Source organism: Cryptocyanus atlanticus LEGE 06306, from assembly GCF_056633155.1.
Genome location: NZ_JBSJOZ010000005.1, coordinates 189,352 through 203,593, shown reverse-complemented (window position 1 = coordinate 203,593; position 14,242 = coordinate 189,352). Strand labels below are relative to the sequence as shown.

General features: G+C 70.5%; 14 protein-coding genes. 9 read left to right on the top strand and 5 right to left on the bottom strand.

Annotated elements, in window-relative coordinates:
• Positions 1 to 3 precede the first annotated feature (3 nt).
• The 3 genes from ACWJI7_RS07945 to ACWJI7_RS07935 all read right to left on the bottom strand — a co-directional run bounded on the left by ACWJI7_RS07945 (position 4) and on the right by ACWJI7_RS07935 (position 3,982).
• Entirely contained in the window at positions 4 to 597 is a 594-nt protein-coding gene (locus tag ACWJI7_RS07945) for a hypothetical protein (protein ID WP_479936851.1), read from the bottom strand.
• A 183-nt stretch (positions 598 to 780) separates the two neighbouring features.
• Positions 781 to 1,371 carry a hypothetical protein gene (locus ACWJI7_RS07940; protein ID WP_479936849.1) on the bottom strand — a complete coding sequence of 197 codons (591 nt, stop codon included), beginning with the start codon at positions 1,369 to 1,371 and terminating at the stop codon, positions 781 to 783.
• A 181-nt stretch (positions 1,372 to 1,552) separates the two neighbouring features.
• Positions 1,553 to 3,982 (bottom strand): polysaccharide biosynthesis tyrosine autokinase, encoded by a 2,430-nt coding sequence (locus ACWJI7_RS07935; RefSeq protein ID WP_479936847.1) that lies wholly within the window; start codon positions 3,980 to 3,982, stop codon positions 1,553 to 1,555.
• Between the two features lie 95 nt (positions 3,983 to 4,077).
• On the opposite strand from ACWJI7_RS07935, the gene ACWJI7_RS07930 reads away from it, so the two are divergent.
• From ACWJI7_RS07930 to ACWJI7_RS07915, 4 genes are read left to right on the top strand one after another with little or no spacing between them, the layout of a single operon-like run.
• Complete coding sequence (locus ACWJI7_RS07930; protein ID WP_479936845.1) at positions 4,078 to 4,878, top strand: hypothetical protein; 801 nt, start codon at positions 4,078 to 4,080, stop codon at positions 4,876 to 4,878.
• Positions 4,862 to 5,710 (top strand): archaeosortase/exosortase family protein, encoded by an 849-nt coding sequence (locus tag ACWJI7_RS07925; protein ID WP_479936844.1) that lies wholly within the window; start codon positions 4,862 to 4,864, stop codon positions 5,708 to 5,710. The genes ACWJI7_RS07930 and ACWJI7_RS07925 overlap by 17 nt, the downstream gene beginning before the upstream one ends.
• A gap of 1 nt (position 5,711) precedes the next feature.
• Entirely contained in the window at positions 5,712 to 6,284 is a 573-nt protein-coding gene (locus tag ACWJI7_RS07920) for a hypothetical protein (RefSeq protein ID WP_479936842.1), read from the top strand.
• Positions 6,285 to 6,288: 4 nt separating this feature from the next.
• Positions 6,289 to 8,307: a polysaccharide biosynthesis protein gene (locus ACWJI7_RS07915; protein WP_479936840.1), complete on the top strand. Its 2,019-nt coding sequence runs from the start codon at positions 6,289 to 6,291 to the stop codon at positions 8,305 to 8,307.
• Between the two features lie 431 nt (positions 8,308 to 8,738).
• Here ACWJI7_RS07915 and ACWJI7_RS07910 read toward each other — a convergent pair whose 3' ends face one another.
• On the bottom strand, positions 8,739 to 9,275 hold the full coding sequence (locus ACWJI7_RS07910) for a hypothetical protein (protein WP_479936838.1): 537 nt from the start codon (positions 9,273 to 9,275) through the stop codon (positions 8,739 to 8,741).
• A gap of 31 nt (positions 9,276 to 9,306) precedes the next feature.
• On the opposite strand from ACWJI7_RS07910, the gene era reads away from it, so the two are divergent.
• The 5 genes from era (at position 9,307) to larB (ending at position 13,310) form a co-directional block, all read left to right on the top strand.
• Complete coding sequence (gene era / locus ACWJI7_RS07905) at positions 9,307 to 10,326, top strand: GTPase Era (protein ID WP_479936836.1); 1,020 nt, start codon at positions 9,307 to 9,309, stop codon at positions 10,324 to 10,326.
• Positions 10,327 to 10,390: 64 nt separating this feature from the next.
• The gene (locus tag ACWJI7_RS07900) at positions 10,391 to 10,894 is read left to right on the top strand and encodes a phycobiliprotein lyase (protein ID WP_479936834.1); all 504 of its coding nucleotides are present in this window, start codon (positions 10,391 to 10,393) and stop codon (positions 10,892 to 10,894) included.
• Positions 10,895 to 10,897: 3 nt separating this feature from the next.
• Positions 10,898 to 12,139 (top strand): tRNA (guanosine(37)-N1)-methyltransferase TrmD, encoded by a 1,242-nt coding sequence (trmD, locus tag ACWJI7_RS07895; protein WP_479936832.1) that lies wholly within the window; start codon positions 10,898 to 10,900, stop codon positions 12,137 to 12,139.
• A complete protein-coding gene (locus tag ACWJI7_RS07890; RefSeq protein ID WP_479936830.1) occupies positions 12,136 to 12,567 on the top strand; it encodes a TIGR03792 family protein in 432 nt (143 codons plus the stop codon). The genes trmD and ACWJI7_RS07890 overlap by 4 nt, the downstream gene beginning before the upstream one ends.
• Positions 12,564 to 13,310, top strand: a complete 747-nt coding sequence (larB, locus tag ACWJI7_RS07885) for a nickel pincer cofactor biosynthesis protein LarB (RefSeq protein ID WP_479936828.1) — start codon at positions 12,564 to 12,566, stop codon at positions 13,308 to 13,310. The genes ACWJI7_RS07890 and larB overlap by 4 nt, the downstream gene beginning before the upstream one ends.
• Here the strand turns inward: larB and ACWJI7_RS07880 are convergent.
• Complete coding sequence (locus ACWJI7_RS07880) at positions 13,279 to 14,238, bottom strand: DUF1517 domain-containing protein (RefSeq protein ID WP_479936826.1); 960 nt, start codon at positions 14,236 to 14,238, stop codon at positions 13,279 to 13,281. The two genes, larB and ACWJI7_RS07880, sit on opposite strands and share 32 nt — an antisense overlap.
• Positions 14,239 to 14,242: the final 4 nt, after the last annotated feature.

Genomic DNA, 14,242 nt, shown 5'->3' with positions numbered 1-14,242 from the left:
GGCTCAATCCAGCCGGATCCAGCCATGGAACCGGCGCCGGTAGGCGGCCATGCCGGCCAGGGGCAGCACCGCCAGGGCGGAGAGGGGACCGGGCACGGGGGCCCGGAAGTTGGTGATTCGGGTACGGGCGAATCCGAATTGCCCGTCCACGGTCTGCTGACTGAAGCCGAACTCATCGCCAGCATTCACCTCAAAGGACACCGTGCCGGTCTGAATCAGCGGACCCGCATCATCGGAGAGCTGGAAGAAGGTGCCGTTCACCGTATAACCGAATGGATCAAATGCAGGGCCATCGGGTCCTCCATCTGGATCGACATCAAAGGACCTGAAGCGCCAGTCGAACGAAACGGTTCCCGATGCGCTGGAGGTGATGGTGAAGTCCGTCGAGGCCGGAACATCATCGTCGGCTCCCGTCAGGATGACCCGGTCTGGGGCATTGCTGGTGTTGATCGTGCCGCCGTTCAGATCCTGCGTCCAGTTCGCCGGAGCGAACGGGCCCTGGAATCCGTCGACGAAGGTGACGGCCTGGGCGGCAGGCGGAGCCCCGGCCGCCACCGCCAGCATCGCCGCGGCACAAGCCAATCCAAGACCCTTCACCTTCAGAGCCTGGCGAATCCCCAGAGAGGGTGAAGTGGAGGCACCGTGCACGGTGCTGGAGCCCGGTGGCCTGGATCTCAGGGCGGCGGCATCAGAAGACGCCGAAAGGATAATCAGCCCGGAGGCAAGGGGCAACCGGCGCCGGCCCCGGTGTCGTCCAGGACACCGGAGTCGAAGCGGCCGTCAGTCCAGCTTGAAGCGCCCCTGGAATCGCCGCCGGTAGGCGGCCATGCCGGCCAGGGGCAGCACCGCCAGGGCGGAGAGGGGGCCGGGCACGGGGGCCCGGAAGTTGGTGATGGTGGTCGTGGCGGGGCCGAACTGGCCATCAGTAGTCCGCTGACTGAATCCGAACACTTGGCCCTCAGTCACATTGATGGTGACACTGCCCGTGCAAGCGGGCGAAGCAGGCGTGCCCCTACAAAAATTTCCTTGAACATTGGGGGATAGCTGCGTGAAATCCCCATCTAACGTATAACCAAACGGATCGAAGAATGGGCCGTCATTATTGCTATTTGGAACGTTATCCGATGAGATGTAGGACCAGTTGAACGAGATTTCTCCCGTAGCGGTGATTGTAGTGGAAAAGTCTGTATTGGCCGGCACGCCGTTGTTGGCACTCGTCAAGGAGATTGAGCCAGGTGCTCCACCGGTGTTGATCGTGCCGCCATTCAGATCCTGCGTCCAGTTCGCCGGTGCGAAGGGGCCCTGAAAGCCGTTGACATAGCTGACGGCCTGGGCCGGATCCGGCAGGGCCAGGGAGGCGGAGACGGCCACGGCCCCACCAACGGCCAGGCGAACCAGAGGGTTGCACCGCCGCAAGGCGGGCGAAGCGATTAAGGGGAGCACGGCCGTTAGGACCTTCGGGGGCTGGTGATCATCAAGCCGGGAGGCCCCTCAGTCCCCCATAAAGTAGCAAGCCCAGTGCCTGGGCAACGCCGTCCCCGGGGCGCGACGCTCAACCATCCAGCCAGCGGCCGATCCGGGCCTGCAGGCTCTTGAGCCGTTTGGCGCTCGGCACCAGGCCCGGGCCACGACTGTGGCTGACGGCGTTGCCGGGAACTGAATCCTCGGAACCGCCGTCGCGGCTGGCCACCTCATAGTGGGCATAGGTGGTGCCGGGGTCATAGGCGCCGTAGCCGTAGCCCGAGTAGCTCCAGCGGCTGTAGCCGTTGTCGTAGCCGTAGGCGCCGCTCTTCTCGCCCTTGGGCCGGTGGGCATTGGTGACCACCCCCAGCAAGGGCGCCCCGGCAGCCCGGATCCGGTTGGCGGTCTCGGCTGGCAGGGAACGGTCCACCTTGTTGAGGCTCACCAGCAGGATGATCCCCTCCAGCTGCTCGGCCACCAGGATCGCGTCGGCCAGGCCCAGGGCCGGCGGGGTGTCGTAGAGCACGATGTCGAACTGGCCGCAGCCGGCCAGGTCCTTCACCAGCTCGCCCATGCGGGCGGAGCTGAGCAGCCGTGGCGGATCCGGCGGGCGCCGGCCCGCCGTGAGCACGCTCCAGTTGGGATAGCCCTCCACGGGATGGACCAGCTCCCTCCAGCTCAGGCCGTCTTCGGTGAGCAGGTTGCTGAGCCCCTGCAGGTTGTCGAGGCCGAGGCGGTGGTGGAGCTGGGGTTGCCGCATGTCCGCATCCACCACCAGCACCCGCTGGCCCAGCTCCGAGAGCGTCTTGGCCAGCAGGGTGATCAGCAGGCTCTTGCCCTCGGCGGGAATGGAGCTGGTGATCGCGATCGAGCGCAGCGGCCGGTCGGTCTTGAGGAAGCGCAGGCTGGTGAACAGGTTCCGCATCGCCTCCTGGTAGTAGAAGCGCTGGTAACCGTCGCTGCCGCCTCGAAGCCCATCGAGCTCATCGAGCTGGAACCGCTTGCTGCGCCGCAATCCCTCGAAGAAGGCCACGTAGGGCATGTGACCCAGCAGGGGATCGCTGAGCTCATCGCGCACCTCGATCGGGCTGTGGAAGACGTGATCCAGCCGATCGCGCAGCACGGCCACGGCGGCACCGGCCACCAGGCCCAGCAGCAGCCCCTGCAGCAGGCCCCGGCCCACCCTCGGCTCCACCGGAGTGGGGTTCACCTGGGCCGGGGAGATCACCTTCCAGGGGGTGCTGCGCTGGGCGATCTCCAGCTGGAACAACTCCCGGGTGCGCAGGTAGTTGGCCAGATTGGCGTCGGCGATGTCCAGCTTCTGCTGGATGGCGTCGTAGCTGCGCAGCAGGGCGGGCTGGAGCTGGAAGGAGCGTTCCAGCTCGTTGATCTGGCGGCGGGTGGTGGCGGCGGCATTGGCGTTCTGGAGCAGGGCCGCGTCCATCGCCTCGAGCTCCTTGCGCTGCAGCTCCGGCCGGAGCTGGTCGCGGGCGGCGATCAGGCTGCGCAGGGGAGCCGCATCGGGCTGATAGAACGACTGCGCCTGGGCGATCTGCTCCTCCAGCCGGGTGAGCTCATCGAGCAGCGACTGGTCGGGCAGGTTCGCCGCCAGGCCATCCCGGCCGAAGGTTCCGGTTCCCCGGTTGGAGCCCACACTGAAATCCCGCGCGGCGAGCTTGCCGCTGGCCACATCGGCGCGCACCTGCTTGAGCCGGGTGGCTTCGGCCCGCTGCTCCCTCAGCTGGGTCTCGAGCAGATCAAGTTTCGATCGCAGCGCCTGGGCCTGCTCGTTGGGTGCCACCAGGCTGTTGTCCTTGCGGAACTGCTCCAGATCCGCCTGCAGCGCATCGCTCTTGGCCTGCAGCAACGGGGCCTGACGGTCGAGGAATTTGAGACCCTCGTTCAGGCGCTCCTGCCGCTGGGAGAGCGCCCAGCGGAGGTAGGCCTCGCCGGTGAGCCGCAGCCCTTGTTGAACACTGCCGGGATCGGGGCCGAAGCCCCGCACCGCCAGCACGCCGCCGGCCAGCATGGTGGTGGCCTTGTCGGCGCTCACGGGCACCAGGCTCACCTCGATGCGGGGCACCGGCGTCACCCCCTGCTTGGTGAGCTCCACAAAGACCGGCTCCAGCACGGTCGCGCTCTCGAGCACCCGGATCAGGGTGGGTACGTCGTTGGTGAAATCATTGCGGGCCAGGGATTCGATCGCGGTGCTGCCCTCGCCGCTGCCCGAGCCGCTGCTGGCCGGACGGTCGTTGATCGGATCGGAAATCAGCAGCAGAAACGATCCCTCGTAGAGGGGAGAGGTGATCCGCCGGTAGAGCGTGTGGGCCCCCATCGCCAGGGTGATCGCCATCACCGTGATCACGAACGGCCGCCGCCGCCGCCGGATGATCTTCACCAGGGCGGCGATGCTGAAGCCGTCACCCTCGCTCTGGGTTCCGGGTCTGGGCAGGCCCTGGTCGTAGGGAATCGGCTCCGTCCCGCCACCCGAGGAAGCTGGGCTGCCGCTGCTGCTCGCCATGGCGCCGGAAGGATGATCCAGGTGGGGAAGCCCGCATGGTATTGGCTCGCCGAGGGGTTGGTTGTGATCGGATCCGCGGTCGGTAGGCTCGGGCCATGACCAAGGGCGTCGGCACAGTGGGCTTCGGCGCCCGCCGCGGGCGGAGCTTCCTCCGGATCACCGCCTACACCTTGCTGCTGGTGTTCGTGCTCAGCGCGCTGCCGGCCTTCCTGCCGCTTCCCTTCGGCCAGAGCGAGCTTCTGCTGAACGGCCTGCGGGAGCTGGTGGAGCGCTCCACCCTGCCGGTGGTGGCCCTGGTGTTCCTCTACCAGGGGTTTGCCGATGGGGCCCTGCCGGCCCTGTGGGAGTGCCGCCTCGCCCTGGGGCTGCGTCCCCTGCTCGCCCTGGTGGCCCTGGGCTACCTGCTGATCGCCGGGGCCATCGTGGCCCTGAGCGTTCAGGTGACGGACGCCGGCATCGCCCAGCTCGACCAGCAGCGCCAGGGCAACCTGAATCTGGTGAACACCTTCCGGAGCCGCCTGAGGGCCGCCCCCGATGTGCCCCGGCTGCGGGCGGTGCTGGCCGAGCAGCCCGCCTTCCGCCCCCTGCTGAAGGACCCCACCGCCGCCCTGGGCAGCGCCGATCGCCCCCTGGGCGCGCAACGGGAGTCGGCGCTGGCCCTGATGGAGCGCGCCGAGGCCGATCTGCAGGCGCAGTACCTGCGCAGCCGCGCGGACCTCACCGGCCGGCTCACCAACCAGGCGGCGCGGCTGGGGCTCGCCTCCCTCGCCTACGGAGGCTTCTTTCTGCTCACCGGCCTGCTCTGGCCCCGCTCCGATCCCGACCTGGAGGAACGGGTGCGCCGGAGCCGGCGGTCCGAAGCCGCCAACGAGGATTCCGATGCTCCTGGCAGCTGAGGCCTGGCTGGCCCTGCTGGCCGGGATGGTCAGCACCCAGCTCACCCTGCTGATCCGGGCCGGAGTGTCGGCGTTCGCGATCATGGCGGCCCTCTCCTGGGTGGGAGGCGGGGTGCTGCTCTGGGACTGGCGGCAGCAGCGGGGCCTGGGCAGCCCCAGCCGCGGCCAGCTGCTGGCCGGGCTGGGGCTGCTGGTCTGGTGCCTGCTGGTGCTCAGCGTTGCGGCCCGTCTCTATGACCCCCTGCTCCACCTGGTCCCCCTGGCGGGATTGCTGGGGCTCGCCCTGGTGGCCGGCGTGGGGCCGGGCCGCCCCCTGGCCCGCCAGCTGGCGGTGATCGGCCTGCTGCTGCCGGCCCAGGTGCTGATCAACCGCTTCCTGCCCACCCAGGCCCTGGCCTGGGTGACCGCCCATGGCTCGGCCTTCCTGCTCTGGCTGATGGGTCAGCCCGCCAACGCCATGGGGACATCGATCCTGATGCCGGGCAAGGAACTGGTGGTGGACCTGAGCTGCACGGGCGTGAACAGCATGAGCCTCAATCTGGCCGCGCTGGTGGTGATCGCCCTGCTGATTCCGCTGCTGGCCTGGCCCACGCTGCTGGCCCTGGCGGGGGTGGCCCTGCTGATCGCCTTCACCATCAATGCCCTGCGGGTGGCCCTGCTGGGGTTCATGGATCTCGAAAGCGGCCCCGGCTGGATGGAGCAGCTCAGCAGTTTTCACTTCTGGCATCAGGGGGCGGGCTCCCAGCTCTTCTCGCTGGTGGCCATGGGGCTCACCTGCCTGCTGATGCTCGCGGTGATCGAGTGCACCTGGCGCCATCAGCGGGGGGCCTGAGATGCCCCTGTTCCGCACGGTCGCGCTGCTGCTGCTGGCCGGCTGGTCGGTGCTGCTCAGCCTGGAGAGCTGGTTCCGGCCTCCCGGCCCCGCCAACCCCTTCCTGTTTCCCGCCGAGCTCCACCTGGGCGGTGTGGGTTACCGGCGGGTGCCGCCACGAGCGAACCTCTCCCCGCTGCCGGAGGGGGTGACGGTGCGGGAGGCCTCCGATTACCGCTCCTCGACAGGCCAGCGGTTCTCCCTAAAATGGATCACCCTCGCCTCCAGCGGCACCGGCGTGCATCTCCCCCTGGACTCCTTCACGCAAGCGGTGCTCGGCGATGGGGGCCGTGGGGCCTGCTTCCTGCCGGCCGGACCCGGGCAGCCGCAGCCCTACACCGTGGTGCGGACATCCTCCGATTTTCAGCACGGCCTGCCGGAGCGGCTTCCCCGGGGGCTGGATCGGCTCCGATGGCTGGCCGGCCTCAGGCCGTTGCTGCCCCATGGCTGCCTCTGGATGGGCCGCTCCGGGCCACCGGCCGGGCGGGCTGAACCCATCCGCCTCGAACCTCCCGTTCTCCCGCTGCGGCCCTAAAGCAGTGAGCCAGTCGACCCCGACGAGCGAAGCCTCGCCGTTCTGGTTGCCGGGCGAGGCCAGGGACCGGAACCGGGCCTTTCTGATCCGCCGCAGCCTGCTGCTGCTGGTCGATGCGCTGCTGATCGCCGTCTCCTTCGTGGGGGCCTTCGCCCTGCGGGTTCAGGGGGACACGTTCCGCTTTTTCGATCCCCATCTCCCCCTGCTGCCCTGGGCCGTGGTCTGCGGCCTCACGGTGCTGGCCTCCAGTGGCTGGTACCGCAGTCTCACCCGCTATTCCGGCAGCCTCTCCCTCTACGGCCTGCTGCCCCGCTCGGGCCTGTTCGTGCTGCTGCTGCTGCTGATCAGCACACTCCAGGGCGGTCCCCAGCCCCCGCGCTCCTTCTGGATCCTGTTCTGGATGCTGTTCTCCGGCAGCGCCATCGCCAGTCGCATCCTGCTGCGGGATCTGCTCCGCCTGCGGCTGAAGGGGTTCCGGCAGTCGGAGGGCCTTCCCACCGTGATCTACGGCGTGGGCGAACCCGCCCTGCGCCTGCTCGAAGAGCTTCGCCACGACCCCCGCTTCCGGCTGGTGGCCGCCGTCGACGAGGAGCCCTCCTGCTGGGGACGACGGCTGCAGACCCTGCCGATCCATGGCCCCCACAACCTTGAGGAGCTGATCGATCGCCACGGCATCAGCCAGGTGCTGCTGGCCATTCCCGAGGCCTCCCGCCGGCGCCGTCGGCTCCTGGTGGACCGGTTCTCCTTCCTCGGCCTGAAGGTGCTGGTGGTGCCCTCGCTCGGGCAGCTCGCCAGCGGCGAATGCCAGATCTCGGAGCTGCGGCCGGTGGCGATCGAAGACCTGCTGGGCCGGGAACCCAGCGAGGCCGATGCCGGTCTGCTCGGCGCCGCGGTGAGCGGACGATCGGTGCTGGTGACCGGGGCGGGAGGATCGATCGGCGGTGAGCTCTGCCGCCAGATCATGGGGCTCCAGCCCAGCCGGCTCGTGCTGCTGGAGCGCCATGAACTGGCGCTCTACTCCATCGAACAGGAGTTGATCCAGCTGGCGCAAGCCCAGGGAAGCCTGCCCTCCCTGCGGCCCGTGCTGGCCGACGTGGGCGATCAGCGGGTCCTGCAGGACCTGATGGTGCAGGAGGGGGTGGCGGTGGTGTTTCACGCCGCCGCCTACAAGCATGTCCCGCTGGTGGAGCTCAACGTCTGCGCCGGGGTGGCCAACAACCTGCTGGGCACCCGCTCCGTGCTGGCGGCGGCCCTCGGGGCCGGCATCGAGCGCTTCATCCTGATCTCCACTGACAAGGCCGTGCGCCCCACCAACGCGATGGGGGCCAGCAAACGGGCCTGCGAGCTGCTGGTGCAGGCGGCGGCCCTCGAGATCTCCCGCGTCGGCGAAGGCCCGATCTGCACGATGGTGCGTTTCGGCAACGTGCTGGGTTCATCGGGTTCGGTGATCCCCCGGTTCCGCGCGCAGATCGCCGGCGGCGGGCCGCTCACCGTGACCCACCCGGAGATGACCCGCTACTTCATGACGATCCCCGAAGCAGCCCAGCTGGTGCTGCAGGCGGCGGGGATGGCCCAGGGCGGCGAAGTGTTCCTGCTCGACATGGGCGAACCGGTGCGCATCCTTGATCTGGCCCACCAGATGATTCAGCTCTCCGGCCTGCGGGTGCGCGACACCCCCGAGTCCCCGGGGGATATCTCCATCCAGTTCAGCGGGCTGCGCCCGGGGGAGAAGCTCTACGAGGAGCTGCTGATCAGCCCGGACGACGCCCCAACCCGCCACCCGCTGATCCGCCAGGCCCGCGAGGGCAGCCTCGATCCCGGCCAGCTCCAGCACTTGATGCACCAGATGGAACGGGCCCTGGCCAACCGTGATCCCGCAGGCGTGACCCGGCTGCTCCAGGCGATGGTGGCTGGGTATGTCCCCTCACCGGAAGGGCAGGGGATGGGGCCGGGAGAGGTCGAGGAACCAGGGCCTCGGCCCTGGCCCCAGCTCCCCTCCACCCCGATGGCCGCGGCCCCGTGACCCGTAGGCGTCATGTCACGGGTTCTGATACCAGGCATCCCCGCCCACTGGCCCAGGCCGCTTCAGGTCCTGAAGGCCGGCAGTGTCGCGGCAGCCGTCACCCTGGGGGCCCCTGAGCCGGCCAAGGCAACTGTTGAACCATTCTCAGACACCGACGTTGAATGGACCTATTGAGGGGCCCATTAAGGGACTCAAACAGCAACCGTTGAACGCCGTTTCAACTATCTCCTTCGCCAGCACCCCAACGCCTTGCCTGTCGGAAACGCCGACTTGTCTGAGACTCGACCTGAATGGGCCGCTGACCGGTGCCCCCCATCAGAGTCGGTCCTTCGACGCTGGCGCCGGCCAGGCTGGAAATGTTGGCTTCACGTTCCTGGTTCCATTCCTCCGAGAGTTGACCCTCGCCCATCTCCGCCTTGGCGTTGCTCCCGTCACGCCCCGGTGGCCTCGGCCACCGCCAGCACCGCCGCGGCGATGGCTGAGCGCTGCTCGGCGTCGTAGCCCCAGCGCTCCAGGAAGGCCACGTCCTCGCCGTTCCCCGCGGTGGCGGCCAGCAGCGTCTCCAGCCGGCCCTTGACCTGGCCGGGCTCGAGCAGGCGCAGCAGCTCGGTGCAGCGCCGGCGCACCCGCTCCGAGCGGGCCTGCTGCGCGGCATCGCCGCCCCGGCCGTGCTGCAGCGCCATCGCCGTGCTCATGGCCAGGTTGCGGGCCGTCAGGTCCACCACCCCGTCCCCGGCCAGGCGCAGTTGGAGCACGAGCACCTCGGGCAACCGGTCCAGCAGGGGGCTCTCCCCCGCCAGGGCCACCACGAAGAACCCCCGGGCCCCGTCGCGGCTGGCCACCAGCTCCCCCACTCGGTCAGCCAGCACCTCATCGCTGAGCTCGCCGCTCTCCCAGAGGGCGAGCCAGCTCGTGCTGATCTCCATCGCCTGGGGAAAACTGGGGGATACCGGGGGGGAGGAGGCCATCGCAGGCGGTGGAACTGGCAGTGTTGAGGCTATGGACCAGCCCGGCCCCGTGGAGATCCCCGACCCCAGCGACGCCAGCGGCGCCGCCTCCGCTCCGCTGGGAGGGGGATCGCCGCCCGGCTTCCGCTCCGGGTTCGTGGCCCTGATCGGCCGCCCGAACGTGGGCAAGTCCACCCTGCTCAACCAACTGGTGGGCGAGAAGGTGGCGATCACCTCCCCCATCGCCCAGACCACCCGCAACCGGCTGCGGGCCATCCTCACCACCCCCACCGCCCAGCTGGTGCTGCTCGACACGCCCGGCATCCACAAACCCCACCACCTGCTGGGGGAGCGACTGGTGCAGAGCGCCCGGGGCGCCATCGGGGAGGTGGACGTGGTGCTGCTGCTGGTGGATGGCAGCGAACCGGCCGGCCGCGGCGACGGCTTCATCGTGGAGCTGCTGCGCCACAGCCGCGCGCCGGTGCTGGTGGCGCTCAACAAGAGCGATCGGGTGGATTCGCTGCGCGCGGCGGCCCTGGAGACCAGCTACCGGGAGCTGCTGGCGCTCTCCGATCAGCGGGCCGACCCGGCCGATCCCGGCCAGCGCCGCAGCGACTGGCCCCTGCTCTCCTGCAGCGCCAGCACCGGCGCGGGCTGCGACGCCCTGGTGGAGGCCCTCGCGGCGCGGCTGCCACCGGGCCCCCATCTCTATCCGCCCGATGCGGTGAGTGATCAGCCCGAGCAGGTGCTGCTGGCGGAGCTGATCCGGGAGCAGGTCCTCACCCACACCCGCGAGGAGGTGCCCCACTCGGTGGCGGTCCAGATCGAGCGGATCGTCGAGGACGGCCCCCGCATCGCCGTGCTGGCCACGGTGCTGGTGGAGCGCTCCAGCCAGAAGGGGATCCTGATCGGCAAGGGGGGCCGCATGCTCAGGGAGATCGGCACGGGCGCGCGGGCCCAGATGCAGAAGGTGTTCGACGGGCCCGTCTACCTGGAGCTGTTCGTCAAGGTGGTGCCGAACTGGCGCCGCAGTGCGGCGCGGCTGGCCGAGCTGGGCTACCGCGGCGAGTGAACGGCATGCCCACGGGCCCCGGGGCCGCCTGCTGCAGGATGGAGGGCATCGCCTGAACCCCGCCGTGACCGGCAGCAGCCCCGCCTTTCCCCCCGAGGATCTGCCCGCCTTCCTGGCCCTCTGCGCCGGGCGCTGGATGGCCCTGCGCAGCCGCTTCGCCATCACCCCTGCGGCGGAGACCGAGGCCACTCCCGAAGCCGATGACGCCTGGCACGACAGCGACCGGGGCGATCTCGAGGTGACCCTGGTCTCCGCCGGCGGCAGCGCCAGCCTCGGAGAACTGGAGGTCACCCCCCCCCAGGGAGCACCGCAGCGGCTCGGCTTCGGCGCCGACGGCGTCCTGCACGACGCCAACGGGCCCCTCGGCCACTGGGAGCTCTGGCCCGACGGCAGCCTGGAGCTGGTGGTGCAGCGCGAGGCCAGCGTGCAGCGGGAGCGGATCTGGTTCACCAAGCCCAACCTGAGGCTGCGCAGCTGCGTGGTGCAGGGCGCCGACGGGCAGCCCGGCCAGGCCAGCTTCTGCTCCGAGATCCGACGGGTCAGCCGGCCGGCGGATGGCGCGGGCTGAGTGATGCGCCTCGATGTGGTGAGCCTGGCCCCGGAGGCCTTCGAGCCCCTGCGCACCCTCGGGGTGATCGGCCGGGCCTTCACGGCGGGCATCGCCAGCCTGCACGCCCACAATCCCCGCGACCACGCCACCGACCGCTACCGCAAGGTCGACGACGTGCCCTACGGCGGTGGCGCCGGCATGGTGCTCAAGCCCGAGCCGGTCTTCGCCGCCCTGGAGGCGGTTCCGGTGCTGGCGCCGCGGCGGGTGCTGCTGATGAGCCCCCAGGGGCGGCCGCTGCGCCAGGCCGATCTGCAGCGCTGGGCCTCCGGCTACCGCCAGCTGGTGCTCCTGTGCGGCCACTACGAGGGTTTCGACGAGCGGATCCGCCCCCTGGCCGACGAGGAGGTCTCGATCGGCGATTTCGTGCTCACCGGCGGTGAGCTGCCGGCCATGACCGTGATCAACGGCGTGGTGCGCCTCCTGCCGGGCACGGTGGGGACGGCCGCCTGCCTGGAACAGGAGAGCCACAGTGCCCTGCTGCTGGAACATCCCCACTACACCCGCCCCGCCGTCTTCCGCGGCCTGGAGGTGCCGGCGGTGCTGCGCAGCGGCGACCACGGCGCCATCGAACGCTGGCGGGCCGAGCAGCAGGAGCGCCGCACCCGCGAGCGCCGCCCCGACCTCCACGCGCTCTGGCAGGCGCAGCAGGGAGACTGGAGCGCGGAGCCCCACTCCAGCCGCCCCTCTCCCCCCGCCACACCCCCGCCCATGGAGCTGCGCATCGGCAACGGCTACGACATCCACCGGTTGGTGAGCGGGCGGCCGCTGATCCTGGGCGGCGTGGCCCTCGACCATCCGGGCGGGCTGGGGCTCGACGGCCACAGCGATGCCGATGTGCTGGTCCATGCCCTGATGGACGCCCTGCTCGGGGCCCTCAGCCTGGGGGACATCGGTCAGCATTTCCCCCCCGAGGACCCCCGCTGGAGCGGCGCCGACAGCCTGGGGCTGCTGGAGCGGGTGATGGAGCTGGTGCGGCAGCGGGGCTGGGCGGTGGTGAACGTGGATGCGGTGGTGGTGGCGGAGCGCCCCAAGCTCAAACCCCACATCGGGGCGATGCGCGCGGCCCTGGCCGCGCGCCTGGGGGTGGACGCCGAGCGGGTGGGGGTCAAGGCCACCACCAACGAACGCCTCGGCCCCACCGGCCGCGAAGAAGGGATCGCCTGCCATGCCGTTGCCCTGCTGCAGCGGGGCCCCACCCCATGACGAGCCGCCCACACCGGGGCCCGGGCACCCTGCCTAGGCTCGCCCTTCTGGCCGTCCTGCTGATGGTCCTGTTGCAACCGGGAGCGGCGGCGGCCGCCGAAGCCAGCGGCGGCCCCGTGCTGGAGGTGCTGCGGCTGGCCGTGCCGGCCGGGCAGCAGCAGGCCTGGCTGCGGGCGGAGCGCCAGAGCTGGGAGCCCTGGCTGCGGCGCCAGCCCGGTTTCGAGGGCCGCCAGGAGCTCTGGGATCCCCAGCGTCAGCAGGGCGTGCTGCTGATCCGCTGGGCCAGCCGCCGCCAGTGGCACGCCATCACGGACGTCGACCTCGAGCCGATGCAGAAGCGCTTCGAAGCCGCCGCCCGTCAGCTCACCGGCACCGCGGACGGCAATCCCTTCCCGCTGCTCTCGAGCGAGGAGCTCGAGGTTCTGTGAGCGGTGGCGGCGCCGGTGCCGGCGGGATCGGTTCCGCCGGCGATCCCCTCGCCCGCCTCGATCTGGGCCGGCGGGAGCGGCTCGGAATGGTGGAGGCGGTGTGGGGCGAGCACAAGAGCGCCGAGCAGATCGCCACCATCGTGGGGCGGTTCCACCGGGCCGGTGAACTGGCCCTGGTGACCCGGGTCTCCCCCGAGAAAGCGGCGGCGGTAGCCTCCCAGCTGGGGAACGGGGGCGAGCCGGCCGCTCCCCTGCGCTACCACCCCGAAGCCGCCTGCCTCACGGCCACCGGCCTGCCCGAAGCCGATCCGGCGCTGGGCCGGGTGGCGGTGCTCTGCGGCGGCACCAGCGATCTGCGGGTGGCCCGGGAGGCCGAGCTGGCCCTGGCCTGCCACCGGGTGAGCGCGGAACTGGTGGTGGATGTGGGCGTGGCGGGGCTGCACCGGCTGCTGGAGGAACTGCCGCGGCTGCTGGATGCCTCGGTGCTGATCGCCTGCGCCGGCATGGAGGGGGCGCTCCCCACCGTGCTGGCCGGCCTGCTGGGCCAGCCGGTGATCGGGGTGCCGGTCTCGGTGGGCTACGGGGTGAGCGCCGGTGGGGTGGCGGCCCTGCACGGGATGCTGGCCAGTTGCGCTCCGGGTCTGAGCGTGGTCAACATCGACAACGGTTACGGCGCGGCCATGGCCGCGCTGCGCATTCTGCGCTCCGGGCTCAGAGGTGCTGCAGCTGGGGATAGGCCGTGAGCAGCTCCTCGGTGCTGAGCACCTCCCCTTCCCCCTCGGGCTGCCAGATCACCTCCAGGGCCAGCAGCTCGCTGGAGGACACCGAGGCGATCAGGCGCAGGGCCTCACGCAGCTCCTCGGCCGTGTTGACCGTCTTCATCGGAATGCGCCCGCGGCTGGCCACCAGCAGGGTGACGGCGATGAAATCGCTGGTGGCATCGGAATCACCCACCGGCGCGCTGCTGTCCTGGAAGCGCTGGCCGCCCACGTTGGCGGTCACTTCGCTGCGCAGCTTGCTGCGCTCGGTCATCGACAGCCGGTTGAAGGTGGACTCGGCGCTGGGGAAGGGCACCTGGCCCAGTTCCCCATTGGCGTAGACCCAGAGATCGGGGTGGCGCAGCAGGGCCAGGCTGGTTTCCTGCAGCACCCGCTGCAGCCCGGTGTTGTTGGAGGTGTCGGCGCTGGCGGCCAGGCGGCGCAGATCGCTCTGCAGATCGCGGGCGGAGGCCAGCAGCCCCACCTGGAGCTGGGCGATCGTGACCGGGCCGTCGGGACGCTGGGCATAGGAGCCCCCACCACGGCCCGCCGGCAGGGCAGGTCCGCCGCCCCCGCCGCGCAGGGCATTGACCAGCACCCCGGCGATGGTCATCAGGATCAGGAACCCGAACAGCCCGCCGCCGCCGAAGCCGAAGATCGGAATCAGGAAGGGGAAGCCCATGCCACCGCCGAACCCGCCGCCGCCGCGATAGCCGCCCCCACCGCCACCGATGCTGCGGGGCATCGAGGGAGCCGAGCGGAAACTGCCGCCGCCGATCCGGCCGCCGCGGGCCGCCCAGGCCGTGTTGGGAACGGAGAGCAGCACGATGGCGCCGCACAGCAGCGGCAGCAGCACCCGCAGGGAGAGGCGACGCCAGCGGGCCAGGGTGCGAGGGGAGAAGGAAGGGGACACCGAG

Excerpts from the sequence above, each read along its gene's own strand:
- era (WP_479936836.1), top strand. The coding sequence starts at position 9,307 with ATGGACCAGCCCGGCCCCGTGGAGATCCCCGACCCCAGCGACGCCAGC.
- ACWJI7_RS07925 (WP_479936844.1), top strand. The coding sequence starts at position 4,862 with ATGCTCCTGGCAGCTGAGGCCTGGCTGGCCCTGCTGGCCGGGATGGTC.
- ACWJI7_RS07930 (WP_479936845.1), top strand. The coding sequence starts at position 4,078 with ATGACCAAGGGCGTCGGCACAGTGGGCTTCGGCGCCCGCCGCGGGCGG.
- ACWJI7_RS07910 (WP_479936838.1), bottom strand. The coding sequence starts at position 9,275 with ATGGCCTCCTCCCCCCCGGTATCCCCCAGTTTTCCCCAGGCGATGGAG.
- ACWJI7_RS07890 (WP_479936830.1), top strand. The coding sequence starts at position 12,136 with ATGACGAGCCGCCCACACCGGGGCCCGGGCACCCTGCCTAGGCTCGCC.
- ACWJI7_RS07935 (WP_479936847.1), bottom strand. The coding sequence starts at position 3,982 with ATGGCGAGCAGCAGCGGCAGCCCAGCTTCCTCGGGTGGCGGGACGGAG.
- ACWJI7_RS07920 (WP_479936842.1), top strand. The coding sequence starts at position 5,712 with ATGCCCCTGTTCCGCACGGTCGCGCTGCTGCTGCTGGCCGGCTGGTCG.
- trmD (WP_479936832.1), top strand. The coding sequence starts at position 10,898 with ATGCGCCTCGATGTGGTGAGCCTGGCCCCGGAGGCCTTCGAGCCCCTG.